At 42.5% G+C, this 17,159-nt stretch carries 15 protein-coding genes and 5 pseudogenes; 3 read left to right on the top strand and 17 right to left on the bottom strand.

Annotated elements, in window-relative coordinates; genetic code table 11:
- Positions 1 to 12: 12 nt before the first annotated feature.
- From ACE1TF_RS10925 to ACE1TF_RS10910, 4 genes are all read right to left on the bottom strand, one after another.
- Positions 13 to 942, bottom strand: a complete 930-nt coding sequence (locus tag ACE1TF_RS10925; RefSeq protein ID WP_375016680.1) for a carbohydrate ABC transporter permease — start codon at positions 940 to 942, stop codon at positions 13 to 15.
- A gap of 529 nt (positions 943 to 1,471) precedes the next feature.
- Positions 1,472 to 2,782: an extracellular solute-binding protein gene (locus ACE1TF_RS10920; protein ID WP_375016678.1), complete on the bottom strand. Its 1,311-nt coding sequence runs from the start codon at positions 2,780 to 2,782 to the stop codon at positions 1,472 to 1,474.
- On the bottom strand, positions 2,779 to 4,248 hold the full coding sequence (gene argH / locus ACE1TF_RS10915; protein ID WP_375016676.1) for an argininosuccinate lyase: 1,470 nt from the start codon (positions 4,246 to 4,248) through the stop codon (positions 2,779 to 2,781). Before argH ends, ACE1TF_RS10920 begins: the two co-directional genes overlap by 4 nt.
- A gap of 5 nt (positions 4,249 to 4,253) precedes the next feature.
- Positions 4,254 to 5,441, bottom strand: a complete 1,188-nt coding sequence (locus tag ACE1TF_RS10910) for an ROK family protein (protein ID WP_375016674.1) — start codon at positions 5,439 to 5,441, stop codon at positions 4,254 to 4,256.
- Between the two features lie 582 nt (positions 5,442 to 6,023).
- Here ACE1TF_RS10910 and ACE1TF_RS10905 point away from each other — a divergent pair.
- The gene (locus ACE1TF_RS10905; protein WP_375016672.1) at positions 6,024 to 7,949 is read left to right on the top strand and encodes an endonuclease MutS2; all 1,926 of its coding nucleotides are present in this window, start codon (positions 6,024 to 6,026) and stop codon (positions 7,947 to 7,949) included.
- Positions 7,950 to 8,023: 74 nt separating this feature from the next.
- Here ACE1TF_RS10905 and ACE1TF_RS10900 read toward each other — a convergent pair whose 3' ends face one another.
- Positions 8,024 to 8,485, bottom strand: a complete 462-nt coding sequence (locus ACE1TF_RS10900) for a YhfM domain-containing protein (protein ID WP_375016670.1) — start codon at positions 8,483 to 8,485, stop codon at positions 8,024 to 8,026.
- 431 nt (positions 8,486 to 8,916) lie between these two features.
- Here ACE1TF_RS10900 and ACE1TF_RS10895 point away from each other — a divergent pair, with 431 nt between their 5' ends.
- Entirely contained in the window at positions 8,917 to 9,153 is a 237-nt protein-coding gene (locus ACE1TF_RS10895; RefSeq protein WP_375016668.1) for a hypothetical protein, read from the top strand.
- A 720-nt stretch (positions 9,154 to 9,873) separates the two neighbouring features.
- On the opposite strand, the gene ACE1TF_RS10890 is transcribed toward ACE1TF_RS10895, so the two are convergent.
- The 4 genes and pseudogenes from ACE1TF_RS10890 to ACE1TF_RS10875 form a co-directional block, all read right to left on the bottom strand.
- Entirely contained in the window at positions 9,874 to 10,179 is a 306-nt protein-coding gene (locus ACE1TF_RS10890; protein ID WP_375016666.1) for an ATP-binding cassette domain-containing protein, read from the bottom strand.
- A gap of 333 nt (positions 10,180 to 10,512) precedes the next feature.
- A pseudogene (locus tag ACE1TF_RS20465) lies at positions 10,513 to 10,833 on the bottom strand (ATP-binding protein).
- A gap of 27 nt (positions 10,834 to 10,860) precedes the next feature.
- The gene (locus ACE1TF_RS10880; protein WP_375016663.1) at positions 10,861 to 11,298 is read right to left on the bottom strand and encodes a Mu transposase domain-containing protein; all 438 of its coding nucleotides are present in this window, start codon (positions 11,296 to 11,298) and stop codon (positions 10,861 to 10,863) included.
- 60 nt (positions 11,299 to 11,358) lie between these two features.
- The gene (locus ACE1TF_RS10875) at positions 11,359 to 11,763 is read right to left on the bottom strand and encodes a transposase (RefSeq protein ID WP_375016661.1); all 405 of its coding nucleotides are present in this window, start codon (positions 11,761 to 11,763) and stop codon (positions 11,359 to 11,361) included.
- 164 nt (positions 11,764 to 11,927) lie between these two features.
- On the opposite strand from ACE1TF_RS10875, the pseudogene ACE1TF_RS10870 reads away from it, so the two are divergent.
- Positions 11,928 to 12,158: pseudogene (locus tag ACE1TF_RS10870) on the top strand (transposase); the annotation flags it as partial.
- Between the two features lie 78 nt (positions 12,159 to 12,236).
- On the opposite strand, the gene ACE1TF_RS10865 reads toward ACE1TF_RS10870, so the two are convergent.
- The 8 genes and pseudogenes from ACE1TF_RS10865 to ACE1TF_RS10830 all read right to left on the bottom strand — a co-directional run.
- Positions 12,237 to 12,848, bottom strand: coding sequence for a hypothetical protein (locus ACE1TF_RS10865; protein ID WP_375016659.1), 612 nt, complete (start codon positions 12,846 to 12,848; stop codon positions 12,237 to 12,239).
- Positions 12,849 to 12,867: 19 nt separating this feature from the next.
- Positions 12,868 to 13,422, bottom strand: a complete 555-nt coding sequence (locus ACE1TF_RS10860; RefSeq protein WP_375016657.1) for a M10 family metallopeptidase domain-containing protein — start codon at positions 13,420 to 13,422, stop codon at positions 12,868 to 12,870.
- 129 nt (positions 13,423 to 13,551) lie between these two features.
- Positions 13,552 to 14,126 (bottom strand): annotated as a pseudogene (locus tag ACE1TF_RS10855) (transposase); the annotation flags it as partial.
- 151 nt (positions 14,127 to 14,277) lie between these two features.
- Positions 14,278 to 14,670 (bottom strand): DUF4362 domain-containing protein, encoded by a 393-nt coding sequence (locus ACE1TF_RS10850; protein WP_375016655.1) that lies wholly within the window; start codon positions 14,668 to 14,670, stop codon positions 14,278 to 14,280.
- Between the two features lie 217 nt (positions 14,671 to 14,887).
- Positions 14,888 to 15,091, bottom strand: coding sequence for a hypothetical protein (locus ACE1TF_RS10845; RefSeq protein ID WP_375016653.1), 204 nt, complete (start codon positions 15,089 to 15,091; stop codon positions 14,888 to 14,890).
- Between the two features lie 379 nt (positions 15,092 to 15,470).
- A pseudogene (locus ACE1TF_RS10840) lies at positions 15,471 to 15,878 on the bottom strand (FAD-binding domain-containing protein); the annotation flags it as partial.
- 412 nt (positions 15,879 to 16,290) lie between these two features.
- Positions 16,291 to 16,416 carry a hypothetical protein gene (locus ACE1TF_RS10835; RefSeq protein ID WP_375016651.1) on the bottom strand — a complete coding sequence of 42 codons (126 nt, stop codon included), beginning with the start codon at positions 16,414 to 16,416 and terminating at the stop codon, positions 16,291 to 16,293.
- An 87-nt stretch (positions 16,417 to 16,503) separates the two neighbouring features.
- A pseudogene (locus tag ACE1TF_RS10830) lies at positions 16,504 to 17,001 on the bottom strand (TetR/AcrR family transcriptional regulator); the annotation flags it as partial.
- Between the last annotated feature and the right edge of the window lie 158 nt (positions 17,002 to 17,159).

Raw genomic sequence — 17,159 nt, 5'->3', positions numbered from 1 at the left:
GAATCCTCCTTTTTAATAGTCAAACTTTCTTGTAAGTACTTTCATTTGGAACAACGTTAGCATGAGAATTGCAATAAAAAGTACGACCGTCGCAGCGGATGCCATCCCCATATTGAATTGGTTAAATGCGAGACGGTAAATGTAAACAACGACTGTAATTGTCGAGTGAAGCGGACCACCAGCACCGTCTGGGCTCATGTTCACCACTTGCGTGAATGACACTTGAATAAATGTAATCGTCCCAATGACGACCGAGAACACAATCGTAGGGTTTAGTAACGGAATCGTGATGGATTTAAATTTATTCCACGCACTTGCCCCGTCAACGTCAGCGGCTTCATAGAAAGACTCCGGTATGTTCTCTAACCCGGCAAGAAAGATAACCATCTGGAAACCGAGCGCTTGCCAAATCATCGTTCCAACGATAATGTAAATCGCTTGTTCTGGGTCCCCTAAAAACCCTTGCGGAGAAAAACCGAGTTCAACTAAGAAGTTGTTCACAAATCCATTGTTCATAAACAACCAGCGGAACACCCAACTAACGGCCACAATGCTCGTCACGTAAGGAATAAAGTAAATGACCCGAAATAATCCTTTAAATCGGTTTATTTTTTGGAGTAAAAGTGCAACAGCAAGACCTAAAATGACTTGTCCGAGCACACCAAAAACAATAACGATAATGGTATTAATTAATGAACGAATGAACACCGGATCTTGAAAAATAGCTGCGTAGTTATCAAAAAACACATATTCATGTTCACCCGTTAGGATCTGGTAATCTTGAAACCCGATATTAAATGTATACAGCGTTGGAAAAAAACGAATCGTTAAATAAAAAATGAGCGGGATAAGTAAACACGTATATACAAATAAGTACGTTTTCTGCTTCATATTTAAGCGAGGTGAGCGTGTCTTTCTCGCTGCAATGGCTCCTTCAGGCAATTCTAATCTCCTCCTCCTCTTTCTGTATAAGTTGAACTTTAAAATTTCCACATTTACCCTGTTTGTGCTTGATTTCCACTACAGGCGGATGCTTGCACTCCAGAGCATAAGGGCAACATCGGCGGCCAAAAGACAGCCACCGTGTTTTCTTTACCGCGGAGGACCTGCCGAGCCTCCTCGGTCACTCCGTTCCCTGCGGGGTCTCGTCTCGGCCCTTCTTCCGCAGGCGTCACCGCCCTTCGTTCCAATCAACGGAATTAATTATGGACGTAGTTGAACTAGTGATGCCCAATAACCTTACACATAGGTAATCATTGTGACAATTAATCAAATCTGTTTTCCCATAAATGCAACAGCTTTGTTGCAGAGAAACATTTACTGTTACATATAATGTGAACCGTTTTCATAGACTTGGGATGGCGTTGAACTGTAGACGTTAAAGGGCTATATAAAATACCTTCTTAGATAATCTCTTTATTTCATCCTATATAGTCAGAAAAGATGGGAAGCCGAAGCTTCCCACTCCTCATTAGTTCCAATACGCATCAAATAATGCTTGTGTCTCTTCGGTGAGGATGTCGAGAGATTCTTCAGGGGACATGTCTTGAAGGAGCACGCGATCAACTGCGGCGATAAACAAGTCACGTTCAGTGCTTTCATCAACAAACGTATGTGTACTTGCGTAAGGAAGCTGTTCTACGAATGGACCAAACAGTTCATCATCCGCGAATTGCTCTTGCATGGCGACAGATTCTCTTGCTGGTAGTTCCCCAATTTCTTCTGTCCAACGCTCCATCACGTCTTCGCTTGTTAAGAACTCTAAAAATTTCACAGATGCGTCGAGTTTCTCATCTTCAACCCCTGCAACGATCCCATTACTCCAGAAGGTTGCCGGTGACGACAGTTCTCCACCCTCATCATGAACAGGTAGAGGTGCGACTGCGTAATTTAAGTCTGGTGCTTCGGTTTGCAATGTACCGAGGCGGAACGAACCATCAATATTCATCGCCGCGTTCTCTGTCTGAAAAGCGATAAAGTCTTCTGTATAAAAATCTCGCTCCGAAGTTTCATGAACACGCGCGAAGCTTAAATAATATTCGAAAGATTCTAGCCCAGCATCGGTATCGTTCCATGTAACCGTTTGGGCATCATCACTTAAACTTTGCCCACCTGCTTGCGGCAACAAGCCATCTCGCCACCAATGGTGCCCTTGTTGAGCTGGCTCCCATGCCATGCCCGATTGCTCAAGTTGCCCGTTATCCGTGCGTTCAGTAAGCTCAATCGCTGTATCGACAAGCTCATTCCACGTTTCTGGTGGTCCATCGATTCCATATTCTTCAAAGATATCCACATTGTAAAAGAGAGATAACGTACGAACACCTGTAGGTAATGTCCAATATTCATCGTCAAGCTTTACAGATTCAATAAACGGGAAAAACTCATTCTCGATCTCCTCATGTGAAAAGCTCTCTTGTGGGAGCGGTTGCAAGAATCCTTGATCTACATAGTTTGGCACCCACCCATTGAATAAGTTGATCACATCTGGTCCTTCACCTGCAGGCACTTGCGTCGCCACACGCTCATTGAATTGGTCATAAGGAAAGTTTGTTTGTGTAACCGTAATGTCAGGGTTTGCATCTTCAAACTCCTCAATGAGTTCATCCATCAAATCAACTTTTGAATCAAATTGGTACTGCCAATACGAGATTTCAACTGGATCGCCATTCGCCCCATCTTCGGTATCCCCTGTTCCTGATTGAGAATCATCTCCGCCAGAACAAGCGGATAAAATTATCGCCACACTCGCCAAAGCACCGGTATACTTCCAATGTTTCTTCATCTTTCTTCCCCCTCATTTGCTGTTCGTTGGAACAATTTAGTCCGATATGTTGTAAATCCTTCTTGCTTTTGATTTACCTTGGTTCTCGTGTTAATCAACGCTTCCTGTACGTGCCTGATGTGTTCACGAATGGCTACAGGAGCGGGTCCTCCTTGAACTTTGCGAACATCAATGAATGAAGCAACATCAATCGCCTTTTCATACTGCTTTTGGCTTAAATTTACAGCAACACCGACACGTTGACCCGCCTCTTGCAGTCGCTTTACATTTCCATTGCTGAGTTTCTCGGTGCTCTTCACGAATGTTTGGACGACTAGATGAGCTTCCCGAAACGATAACCCACCGTCGCGAACGAGTACATCGGCAAGCTCGGTAACCGTGGAAAACCCATTTGCTGCCCGGTCGTATAACACATCGGTGTGAAAGGTTCCGTGATCAAGGATTTGCTCGAGTAATTGAATCGCCTGGGTCACTTTCGTAAAACCATCCAATAGCTTCGGTTGAATATCATCGCCAATGTCGACAATATCGCCATGGGGAACGTGGTGACTCATGAACGGTACACCATTCAACACACCCATCGCATCACTCATCATCGCGCGCGTATGTTCTAATGCCGATGGGTTTCGTTTTTGTGGCATAATGCTTGACGTTTGCACGTGCAAATCCCCTAAGCGAAACGTGTTGACCTCGTTCATTGTCATCTGAAGTAAGTCGTACACGACTCTAGACATTGAACTCATACAGATTGTGAGTACCGAAGCGAGCTCGATCATATAGTCTGAGGCGGAAACGGCGTCATACGAATTCGTCAGAACGCGCTCGAACCCTAGTGAGTCACTCATCCATGTCCGGTCAATTGGATGACCCGTTGTCCCTAGAGCGCATGCACCCATTGGTGATTGGTCAATTCTCGTTAAGAGCGACCAGCCTCTCTCCACATCACGTTGGAGGTTACTCGCCACACTCATAAAATAGTGGGCCAATGTTGTTGGTTGCGCTTGTTGATGATGCGTGTATGCTGGCATATACGCGGATGTATGACCATTAGCAATTTTAAGAATTTTATCGGCGAGTGTATGAATATCGTTCATCCATTCAACAACACGCTCCCGCCAAAACATGCGATACATCGTGGCATCCATGTCATTGCGACTAAACGCAACATGCATATTGCCTACGACTTCATCGCCAACCTTTTCAGACAAATCGTGTTCAATCATGAAAAATAAGTCTTCAAATTGGGCGTTGTACGGTTTGTTCCACCCTGTTTCATAAAGCTTAGTCGTTGCTTCTACGAGCGTAGACGCATGAATGTCTGGGATGATTTTTTGTCGGCGCAGCATTTGGATATGTGCAATGCTAATCTCTAAGATATAAGTAAAATAATGATCTCTCGTAAATGAGTAGGTCGGTGCCAAAACATAATCAACGTATGTTTGACACCTTGTTGTCGGTTGATTCAATCGTTTCATCCCCTGAGTATTGAGTCGTGTTCTAACGTGCTTAAATAGGCTGCTCCTAAACAAGATATATATCGATTTTGTGTAATATATATGTTTGTGTTCACAGGCAAATGCTGTTCCATCACATCGACAAAAATATGAATGTACCGATGCAACGAACGGGATATGCCCCCACCGAGCACAAGGCTTTCGGGGTTGATAATAGAGACAATATTTACGATGGCGAAACTAAGATGACTTACCATCTCTTCTACGACATATGCAGCATCAGCGTCATCCTCTGCCGCGAGCTGGAAGATTTGCTCCGCTGACAACCCTCGATCTCCGACCCTGCGATTCATTTGTTCAGTAAGAGCTGGCCCGCCAATCTGATTATCTAAAAAACCGTATCCTTCAAAAGATGAATAGTCATTTTCTTTTGCCAATGTTCGGTCTGTAACGAGATGCCCAATTTCTCCTGCCGCATATGCGTGACCACGATATAAATCACCGTTAAGGATCATCCCGCAGCCTACACCAGTACCAAGCGTAATCATGACGACATTTTCGTCATTTTTTGCTTTACCGAGCCAATGCTCACCGAGCACCGCCATATTCACGTCATTATCAATGTAAATTGAATACGGTGTTAATGCTTCAAGCTCGGCTTTAAGAGGGAAATTCTTCCAACCTAATGATTGCGCTTCAACGACAACACCGGTTTTCGTATTCGTAATTCCAGGCACCCCAATGCCTATACTCATCATTTTTTCTTTCACAATATTTGCTTCCTGAACCACTTCCTCAATCATGTGAGCAATTCGAGACAACAGCATGCCACTGCGTAATTGTTCTTGCGTTGAAAACGACCGAGCAACGATGACCTCGCCTGCAAGGTTCGTCAACACGCATTCTGTATGTGTCCCCCCTATATCAATGCCGATGAGGTATCGTGCGTTTTTGTTAAAAGATAACCGCACCGGCTTTCTACCCGCTCGAGACGACTGCGTATGCTCTCCTACCTCAATAATCCACTCTTCTGCAACAAGCTCATCAATGAGTGTGCTCATCGTCGGTTTACTAATGTTAAGAAAAGCAGCTAGAGAAGCTCTAGACACTTCCTTATCCGTGTCATGCAATCGAATTGATTGCAACACCTTTTGCTTATTAAACAATCGCAGACTTGACGGTGTTCCATCATTCATCTTCTCCATTCATCTACTCCTTGCCGAAAAGCGATCAACGTTGTATCGTTAGTTAAGTTTACTAACTAATTAGCTACTAATAAAATATCGCATCTTCACTACGGAGTCAATACATTATTTTGAATATTCTTTCCCTTCAGCTACATTGACAATGTGTATGTACGCCCATATAATAGAGCCATTCTAGTCTGGAGGTTTTTGTTTGTTACACTTATGTTCATTACTGGGGAGTAAGCTTTCTTAATCGCTTCCACGATTTAAGAAAGTCCAACGAAACGAGCGACCGAATTTTTACGAATAATTGAGATGAAATAAAGGGGAAGTATTGATGGATCTGGCGGTTCTTAACTAATCATTGAATGATAACTGGATATGCGTTTTTAATCGTCTTCACGACGATTATTTGTCGTATGCAATTCCAGCTAGTTAAGAACACGTTTACAAATCCGTTGCGAACCCGTAATGGGTGTGCCTTTTATAGGTTCATCCGTATACACGCACGCTGTGAACGATTGTTCACAGCGATTTTTCGTATGCATTCATGTGAACAATCGTTCCGGCCTGCCCTACTTTAATACAGGAGGAAACACCGTGAACGATAAAACTTTAGAAGCCATTGGCTATACAAAAACACTATCTGATATCCAATCTTATGCAAGAACAGAACGAGGAAAAGCATCGATTCAAAACCTGAAACCGATGATGAATCAAGCACAGATCAATCGCTCGATGCAAGAAATAGAGGAATCTGTTGAGATATTAAAAATGAGCAGCAGTGTACCGATTCATACCGTAGATGATATCGAGCAACTGATCGCTCATGCGAAAAAAGGGGTATTCATTCGCGCCGATCAATTTACACGCGTCCTGTCATTTCTAGATCATTGCGAGAAATTAAAACGGTTTATGAAAAGCAAAGAACATGTTGCCCCTACCGTAAGCTCTTACGCATTCTCCATTGAAGATTTGACTCAACTTGAAGAAACAATCTCCGGTGCGATCCGTCATGGTCACGTGGACGGTTACGCCTCAAAAACGTTGACCGACTTACGCAGGCAAGTGTCGGAGCTCTCGGACAAAATGCAAGCACGTGTGCAACAATTGGCGCGGGGGAACAAATATGCATCGTATTTACAAGACACAACCGTCTCTGAACGATATGGACGGTTCGTTCTCCCGGTGAAAAAAGAGTATCGCGCCAAAGTTCGCGGAACGATATTGGACACATCCTCTTCTGGCTCTACCGTCTTCGTTGAACCAGAAGAAATTGCGAGCATTCAAGAAGAGCTTAATGATTATAAAACATTCGAGGAATCTGAAGTGGAACGGATTTTGTTTGAACTTACGAATGAATTTCTCGAGTACGAGCACACCATTCGTTTAGCGATGGAAGTGATGCACAATTATGATGTGTTATTCGCAAAAGCGAAATATTGTCACGCCATCGATGCGACAAAACCGACGCTCACAGACGACAAGACGATGCATTTAATTAATGCCCGTCACCCAGAATTGTCATATCGAGCGATACCGTTAAGCGTACAATTTGGTGGGCATGAACGAGCCCTCGTCATCACCGGCCCGAATACAGGTGGAAAAACCGTTACGCTTAAAACGGTCGGACTTGTTAACGTCATGGCCCAGGCAGGTCTCCTCATCCCTGCTGATGCCGGGAGTAAGACCGCCATTTTCCAACATGTATTTGTCGATATTGGTGACGGTCAGAGCATTGAAGATAACTTAAGTACGTTTAGCTCACGACTTGTTTCGATCATTCAAATTCTAGAAGATGCGAACGATCATTCTCTCGTCTTGCTCGACGAACTCGGTTCGGGTACAGACCCAGCTGAAGGGATGGGGCTTGCCATCGCCATTTTAGAACAACTCTATCAAAAAGGTGCTACACTGTTTGCAACGACACACTACAGTGAGATGAAGACCTTTGCCGAAAACACCGACGGCTTCATCAACGGTTCCATGGAGTTTGACATCGAAACGCTTCAACCGACGTATCGTTTGCTTCTCGGTGAAACCGGTAAAAGTCAAGCGTTTGAAATCGCCATCAAGTTAGGCCTGCATCCGAACATCGTCGAACGAGCCCACGATATGGCTTACGAAGATCACGAAAATTATCGTGAACGATTTAGTGACGAGCAGTTAAAACAAGCGTCCTTTAAGCGGCAAATCGCCATCAATCGGTACTCCGGGCACAAAGCGAAAAAACAAACCGGTGAAGTAAAACAATTTGACCAAGGAGACAATGTGACGATCCAAGCGCTTGATGAGATGGGAATTGTGTACACAGGACCTGATGAGCGCGGCAACTATGTTGTGCAAATCAAAGGTGAAAAGAAGACCTTGAATCACAAACGCCTAACACTCGCCATCCCCGCGTCTGAATTGTACCCAGAAGGCTATGATTTTGACATCATCTTCAAAAGCAAAACGTACCGCAAAATCAAAAAAGACCAAGCAAGAAAACACGTAGAAGGCGTGTGGCTTGAAGAGGAAGAATAAACTAGAAAAAGCGCGCCAAGTGCATGACTCTCATTATGAAGTCGCGACTTGGCGCGCTTTTTGTTCGAAGATGTTTAGTCGATTTCGAAGATTTCAGACATCGCTTCCCACTGTTCGTCTGACAGTGTGTACGCAAATTGATCTCCTTCCATAAGCGTATTGGAGCTTGCCCACAAATGGAAAATCTCGCCTCCGATTCGCATTCGGTATTCTGGTTCTAATTGTTCGACTGAACTGCCCGGTTGTTCATTTCGAACATCGTTAATGATCTTCACTACCTCTCTAATATCCTCTTCATCCGTAAGCGTTAGCTCAGTTCCATCAATGCTCTTTAAATAGTCCTCGGTTTCAACAAACTGAATTCGCTCCGTTGAATCCGAATCAATTGGCTCAACGTCTACGAGCCCTTCATCAAACATTACGTCAATATCGTCCCCGTCTTTCTGTTCCTCTTCTGTAACAGGTGATCGTTCATTCTCACCGCAAGCAGTCAGGGCAAAGACGAGAATGGTGGCGAAGTAAAACCTATTTCCCATCATCAAACACCTCTTCCTTGCATATTTCGAATCGATCAGTATACGACTTGCGTAAATGCTACATTTAAGCGGACAGCGGGACTGAACCTTTCAATTCTCATCATGTTACGGGTGTTGTTATCTAGTTGTCAACCAAGTGAATAAGGCTGGCAATGAGAAAGGAATTAACCTTTTTTAAAGAGTTAATGAAAGTATCGACCACTCGGCAAGCCTCGTCGTAGCAATTGTAATAACGGAGCAATTTTAACAAGTCCTCCACACTTAAAGTAGAGTTTCTACTCTATCTATTATAATTCTTAGTTATACGACAAACGACAGTTCAATAAGAAGTTACATTTCATGACTAAAGAACGTTTCTGTACGAATACACTGACGACTTCGCAAGTGCTTGATATACTACCAATGAATACAGTCTTGAGGTGATGTATATTATGGAGATCGCTTGTCCGAAATGCAAGTCAACAAACATCCGAACCTTTAGTAAAAAACGAAATGTACTATCCATGCTTGCGCTTAGTGTCGTTGGAATTATTTTAGGCTTTATTATTCATGATATCCTTCTATTCATCGGCATCGCCTGGCTATTCGCTTCCCCGTTAATGATACTCTTAAAAGAGCACTATCAGTGTAAAGACTGCCGTAAGCAATTTAAGAAAAAACCTGCATGAGCTTGCTTAACGTGCTACTTAAAAATTAGTTCGAGGTAGTGATTAACCCTGTGTTTTTACACCATTGTACGTATAGTACGGTATACAACGAGCAATAGAAATGGGAACGAACGAATGATGTTCACGAGAAGATCAAACGTCAAAAACAGCCACCGGCTAACACACCGACCCTTCGACAAAGGAAGAGATGCGTTCCAACTGGCAAGACGACGAGCACTGCTTAAACAATCGACACACCTACCATAATAGCGGTTTACCCAATCGCTTGCCAGATTTCTGATAGGTAATGAACTATAAAGTCAGACAAGGCTCGTTACGCCATCCCCCAGGGAGCTATTCAACGAATCTTGCCGGTCGATTGTAGGCCTGCAACGCCTCTCGCCTCAATCGAGACCGGCTCATATACCTAGCTTTCGATCATTCCGTCACCCGATTGCACATGCTTTTAATGACGTCCAGCACGTGACCGACGATCACGACTGCCACGCCAATGCGCTAATCGATGTTCTCTAAAACGTTAAAGATTTCTGCCGTCGGGTGCAGATCAATAGAAGAAGTCGATTCTTCGCACCCCAAGACTTCTGGTCTGTTCGCAAGCTCGCGAGCAATCGAGACACGCTACTTTTGCCCGCCGCTTAGTTGCGCCAGATATTAGTATACGCGATGTTATCGAAGACACTCCAACACCTGGTTTCGCTGCTTACTTTATATTTCTTTGTGCTAGTTTGAACGAAACCACAATATTTTCAATGACCGTTTTTTGGCACCGAGGTTGAAATGCTGAAAGATCATATCGATGGACTTACGCGCGTTCCGCAACTCTTTCGAAGACAACCCTGTTAAGTCTTGACAGTTCACGCGCACCTCACCCACGTCAGGCATTTCAAGCAAGTTCATAATCCGAAGCAGCTTCGACTTCCCCGTCCCGCTCGCGCCGATCCTGCCATAAACATCACCTTTTTCGATGGATAAAGAGACCGAGCGGATCGCCTCAAGTCCACCTAAAAGTTTACTCACATTACTCATTAAAATCACAAAAAACACTATCATATAAAGTTTAGGATGCAACCTTTATGAGTAAGGCAAAGGACATTTACCACTAGTGCAATCTTTTGAACCACTTTGTGCATGAGAATGTACCACTCCCTGCAATCTCGTTTACCATTCAGGAAATTGAAGCCCGAAATAGCTTGATGAAGCGTATTCCGGGCATGGTTCTCTCGTCTGTGTGATGATTCTGTTAATCGAGGATTGCATCCGCAAGGGTTCCGTCTCCCAATTTCTTATACCACCCCTCCATATCAAACTGCGTACAGAAAATATGGGACTCTCTTGCTTGACGACGGGCGTTGATGATTTCTAATAATAAATGAGGGCGTGCAGAAGCCATTCTTCTAGGATGAGCAGGTCGACTTTGACGAGTTTCTTCATTAACTTACGATAACTATCATCTGCTTGATGCCTTGCAATCTTAAATGAATCGATAAGATCGGGTAATCGTGTATAGTGTACATGGTAAAACTGACGGCACGCCTGAACGCCAAAAGCCACAGCCATTCATATTTTCCCTGCCCCAGAAACCCCTTTTAGTATCAGGTTTCGCCCCTCGGCTAAGTAAGTTCCAGAAGCTAAACGCAATAACAAATCTTGATCGAGGTTTCGGTCGTCATAATAAAGGATGTCTTCAATCGAGGCGCTTTCCGGAAATTAATCAAAAGGAACCGAGTAGAACATGCTTCTCACAGAGACATGGTAATCTGGCTGGACCTTCGCTCTACGCCATTCAGAGAGGACGTAAGGGTGAGCCGGAAGAGGGGACAAGGCAAATTGTTTTTCTTCTCGGAACGCGGACCATCGGGAGCCTTCTCGCTTTGTAAAAGGACGCTGGTCCAACTCTTCTAACCGTTTTGCAAATTCTTGGTTAATTTCTTGAATACTCAAACATTTAACGTTGCGCAATGCCACAGTAATCCATGTCGATACATGATTGACGGAACTTTCCACACTCGCTTTGTCTCTAGGAGAGCGAACCCGTGCCAGCATGATCACGAAACCGTAATGGCGGGCAAACTCCTCGTACGTTTTATTTAAAACCAATTCCTTGGAGGTGTGTTTCGTTACGCCTGTTTTCAAATTATCAGGCACGAGAATTTTAGCTGCTCCTCCCATATACGTGAAGGCATTCGTATGAAGACGATTCCACGCCTACATGTCCATGGATAAAGCCCCTTCGACATAAGCCAATTGTGAACAAGGAAGCGAGGCAACAAAGAGATAGACCTTCACGTTTTCACCTGTGTCTGGGTCCGTAATGAACAAGGGCTTCCCCGCCCAATCGACCTCCATGATTTCTCCTGGCTTTCTTCGGATGCGAAGTGTAGCCTTGTGTTTTTGAGCATACGAACGGTAGTGCTCGGTAAATGTGCGATACGCATACGGTACGCTTCCGATTTTTTGTGCATCGCGTACATACTCTTCATGTAACAGAGACAATGTCACATGGGGCTTCGCTAATTCCCGGTGCACACCCTCAAAGTCAATGATATGTCGACCCGAAGCAACTAGTTTCTTTTCAGGGTAAAGAAAATCATCGATCCAAGGGTCCGTCATCTCCTCATGAAACAGTGAATCTATGTATGAAAATCTAAAATTTGTCAAAGCATATTTAAATACGATTTGAAGGTTCACACTATCCCTCTTCAAAAATCCTTATGAAATAAGAATTGAAAGAGCGGTAGAATTAAATACTTCTACCGCCTTTCTTGACAAACTTTGCAAGGGGTTCAAACGCTTGGAAAACCATTTATAATTGTCGAACAACTGTAGAGCGTGTCATTGCTTATCTCAAATAGTTTTTCCAATTGAACAACATCCGGTATCGTACCGGAGAACGAGCGAAGGTTCATTTCGATCTTGCCCACTTACTTTACAATGGTGCAAAGCTTGCCTGTGATCGTTTAACACAACGTCTGTTCGGTCACGCTGCTAAACTTTTAAAAGCATAATTTCAACATCGGTGTACTCTGTACTTTTTTAGGCAGAGGACTTATGAAATTGACCCATATAATTAATACCAAATATTTTTAGTTTATATTGTATCTTTTTGTGGCTTCTTCAAATAAATTGCTTTTAAATTCTGATGCTGCTTCATAATCACTTTTTGATGAATATAAATCAGGGTTCCCAATGTCATCGCTCTCCAAATTGAATTTACCATAATTTTGCCAGACAACTGACATATCTCCGAAGATATTCTCTTTTAAGAAAATTAAATAATCAGTATCTGCCTTTAATTCCTCATAACCTTCCGATATTAGCTTTACTTCCTCTTCTTCGTTTCCGACAATAGATAGCGGCTCAACTATTTTAATTTCTTCACTGAAATTAAATCTATCTTCTGAATAGTGCATAACATCATGAACATCTATATTTGTTAATGTATAAAAATCTTCTAGATACCCGTCTTCATAATAGATATTCACATGCTCCCTATCAATAAAATCGTCTGAGGTTCTACCTATGACTACAGCGTCAGAAAATTCTTCCATTTCTTCTAAATTATCAAAAGTTATTGTATCAGCGAAAGAAATAGCTACTGGAAAATCATCTGGATCGTCAAAATTCAGGGTATATAACAAGATCCCAGAAAAAGTTAGTAAAGTTGTAATGGATAAAATTCTAGTTTTTATTTTCAATATAATCGCCCCTTTTATATTAATTACCCCATTTATTAATTAAACTTTCCCGATCAATAGCTCTAATTGCGGAGAAGTTTTTTCTTCCTTGCACCATAATAGAATTTACACCGTCAGGTTGATGACTTAACTTTAAGGCATGACCTACTTCGTGAACTGCTACAGCTCTTGCATTAGTACTAGTGAAATTTGCTGATCGAATATTGTTATCAAAAAGCACTGATTGAGTAGTTGCCCATGTGCCATCTAAACTAGCAGGAATTCCTCCAGCATTATATGGAGTCATCCTGCCTGTAGTGTTTGCGTCACTTGTTGTTCCAACCATAAATGTGTCTGTTCCTGTTCCAGAAGATATCACTTCACTTGAAACACCAGTCCATTGATCCTCAGCGTATTCATAATATGAGGTATAATTATGTATGCTATCACTGTATGAAGTTAAAGAACTGTGATAGACAGGTGAAAAAACACCACCAGTAGCTCTCGTACCATCAAAAGATCTTGCCTCTGTAACATCAGGACTAAACACCATTGCAAAAAGACCTAGAACTAAAAACGAAGAAACTTTTTTCATAAAAACACACCTTTCAGAGTATTAAGTGATATACACTTTATTACCTTGTACCCAATTTACATCATTAACAAACATAAATATTCAGAAAAAATTTTATTTAAACAAATTTCATAACCCATTCGTTTTTTGCTAATTAAGACGCTCCGTTAGTGAATCACAAGCGAGTTTTGCACCGTTATAAAGCAGGTGAACGAGTTCGAAATGCACCATCGCTCGTTTTCCCGTCCGGTAGCGAATATTGTTCAATTGAATGAACTCTTTGAGGTAGCCAACCACACGTTCGACGGTCGTTTGGCGATTGTAGAAGGTTTTCTGCGCTTTTGAGACTCTTGCGGGCGCATTCTTTCTCACGCGAATACTTGATAGTTTCATATTGAGGGTCATAGCTGTCAAGAGCTATACGAATGTTCCCCGACACATTTCGGTGCGAAATGTTTGTCAAACCCGGTAAACTCCGCTTCATTTCGCTTATTATAGGCGTTCACGGAATGGGATCCATGTTGATTGGTCTGTTGATAAATGGCTGGGGAATCACCGCCGGCGTCCGTCGTATATTACGTGACATCAAGGTCTGGCAGTTGCCCTTTCACACCCTTAAGTAAGGCAATCGTTGCTTTTCCATCATTCGAATTCCCTGACGATTGAAGGATGTATTGACTTTGGGTCCCGACCGTGTGTAGTGCAAAATAAAAGTAACCAACATTGCAATACATAAATGAGAGTTTCGCAACACAAAAAAAAGATTGCCAGCCCCATCAAATCACTCTTTCGTGGCGTGAAAACTTTGAGAGACTAGGGTTAGTAGTTATGAAATTCGTTAAAATATATCAAGATATCTTAATTGCTCATAACAACTCAATTCATGTAGTATACCAGTCTAATGTCATCTATTTCATTACATCCTGTAATGTAATAACCATCTACTACATGTTCAATTGAATGACATTGCGTTGAAAAAGGTTCAAGGTTTGAATAGTCATCTCTTGAAGGATCATACTCCATAAGTAAGCCATTATATAGATCATATGATAAATCTATAAGTATTGGATCACCTTCTTCAGTAAATTGCGTCACCCTTAGAGAGGACTCTTTATTGCTATTCATGTCAACAATAAAATTCTCCAACTTATATAGATTTTCTAAATTCCCATGACTATCGATAACATCACCATTTCTAAGTGCACTATTTAAATCATACCCACACCCATATAATAAAAAAACTAAAGATAATAGAAACAGCTTCTTCATGGCAACCTCCTATATCTTGATTCGAAATTGTCATAACCTATATTCTGTTTTGAATTCGCATTTATCCTTGCCAACTTCTAAAGAGTTCGTTCCTCTCCTTAACATATAGACCTGACCCCCAAAAATTAATGAAATTCATTCCAAACAAACTTGGATCTTCAACATAAAAATATCTGCACTAAACAAAGTTAATTTGCTATCTGGAGCACAAGCGCGATTACCGTTCCCTTCGAGCCAAAATTCCTCCCGCCACTTCTTTTCCGATTTCTAGAGAAGCTGTCGCAACTGGTGAGAGCGCATTTATGACATGCAGCGAACGCTTGCCGGTCACGAGATAGAAGTCATCGACCATCTTCCCATCAACGGTAAGCGCTTGTGCTCGCACGCCACTCGGCACAGGCTCAAGATCTGATGCGGTCACTGCCGGGACGGGCCGTTGTAGCTTTTTACTAAGTGTGGCTTGCTATATGAACTGACCATCTCGCCAACACCCGTTTTCATATACTTACGCACAACCATTAGAAAGCCAGCCTGGGTAAGCCTGCAACTGAGTTCTTTAAGGCGAATATCCGTCTTACAATACCCTTCCTGTTCAAACTTCCTCGCATCGGCACGAGAATGTCGTGTGTCCCCTTTAAAATGGTCACTTCCGCATCAATGTGCACGTCGCCAAACATGCCCCGTTCGAATTCCTCGCCTGTCTTTTGCCAAAATTGCTTTCTGCGTGACAACCGTAGCACAAACTTTTTGCTCTGATAACTTGCCATTCTCCTTTTTTTGTAAATTCTACCATTAAAGGTGTTTGATGCTGAGTCGTAATCAATCAGCATCTCTTCAAAGTATCGTTCGCCGAGCCGCCAGTCCAATAGAAGGTCTTTTGTCAGAAATGAAGCTTCGACCATTCGCAGGCGATTGTGCATCCACCCCTCTTGGTGCAGTTGCCTTATCGCTGCATCAACGAGCGGAAATCCGTTTTTGCCACTTTTCCACAGTTGAAAATCTTCCTCGTCATACGACCAATTGAGCTTTCGATATTTTTTCTTAGGCGAGTTATTGGATAAACGTATCTGCACCTTTGTTGCCGCCATACTTGTCTTCGACAATTTGCAGCACCTTATGCACCATCCGTGGTGACAGTGCGCCTGTGCGCAAGTACGGGGACAAACGACTCGTGCCGTTAACGACCGGAAGATCACGTTCCTTGTCATAAGTAGCAAGCCATCGTTTAGAAATGCTTTCAGACGTTCATGTCCGTCCTCTTCCCCTGCTCTGTCACTCCATTGGTCGATGTTTTTCTGCATTAGTTCATTGTAGACTTTTTGCCCATTTGTAAAGGTGTCGCGCTTATCTAGACAATACGATTGTATTTTCTGTTCAGCGACGATCCGCAGCTCTAGTTTTGAGTAATTCCTTGCTTCTCAAAAATGTGTGCATCGTCTCATTACGCTCCCCCCCCCCCCCGAAGCCGCCCTCATTTACATAATAATGAACGCTGCATTCCCCCCACCCTTGCCCCACGAGTTCATAAAAAGCTGCTTCAAGAGCTCGATATATAAAATGAACAGCAATTCCCTTACTGTTCCACACGTCATCAAATGCTTTTAATGTCTTATGGGAGTATCATGTCGCTGCGAGAACGGTTTTTCTTGTCATCACCTTCAAAAACATCCAATGCAGCCGAAAGTGCAGTGCGGTACGGTCCTTCCAACGCAAATCGCGTCGGAACCAGACAATGTGAATGCTCATGAACGAATCCTCCCTCTAAAAACATAATTCCTCTTCTTCTCTCCAACAACGCTGAACGCTCAACATGGATGGTTATTTAAATTCCTTTTATTTATAGCTATTAAACTTACTAATTTCATTGAACGCGCGAATCAGATCTGTATACGGCTCTTTCATACCATTATCAATCCAACTCATCAGCATATTCCACATTCCCCCAGCATTAAAAGCTAGAGCATACATTAAATATTCATCCCCCACAAGGTACTCCAATTTATGTGTCACCACTTTATGAACATATGGCAATTGTTCATTAAAACTTTCCAGAACAAAATTCGATAAACCGTTATTGCGTAAAGTTACGAAAAAGTCCAGTTCATCCATACACAACTGGATAAACACATGGCTAATTTCCTCTATTGACAGTCGATTATTTTCTTGAAGACGACTAATAAATTCTTCGGCAAGTTGTTGTATATACTCATTAAGCAAACTTTCTTTCGTATCATAATTTCGATAAAATGTGCTCCGGTCTACATCGGCTCTTTGAGCAATTTCTGTTATCGTAATTTTTTGATATGGCTTTTCATTCATCAGTTCCATTAAAGCATCTAGTAACCATTACTGTGATTTTAGGGCGACTGGATTGTCAGTTTCGTACTTCATCTAGCTTTTCTCTCCCTCTACAACATTCGTCTGTGATATGTGGTACTTACTCAAATTCTATTGCTACTGATGTGAATTGAGTATATAATAATTTCAAA

It is taken from the genome of Geomicrobium sp. JSM 1781026 (assembly GCF_041949955.1).
Taxonomy (GTDB): domain Bacteria; phylum Bacillota; class Bacilli; order Bacillales; family Marinococcaceae; genus Geomicrobium_A.
This window is presented reverse-complemented; position numbering and strand designations above follow the sequence as displayed.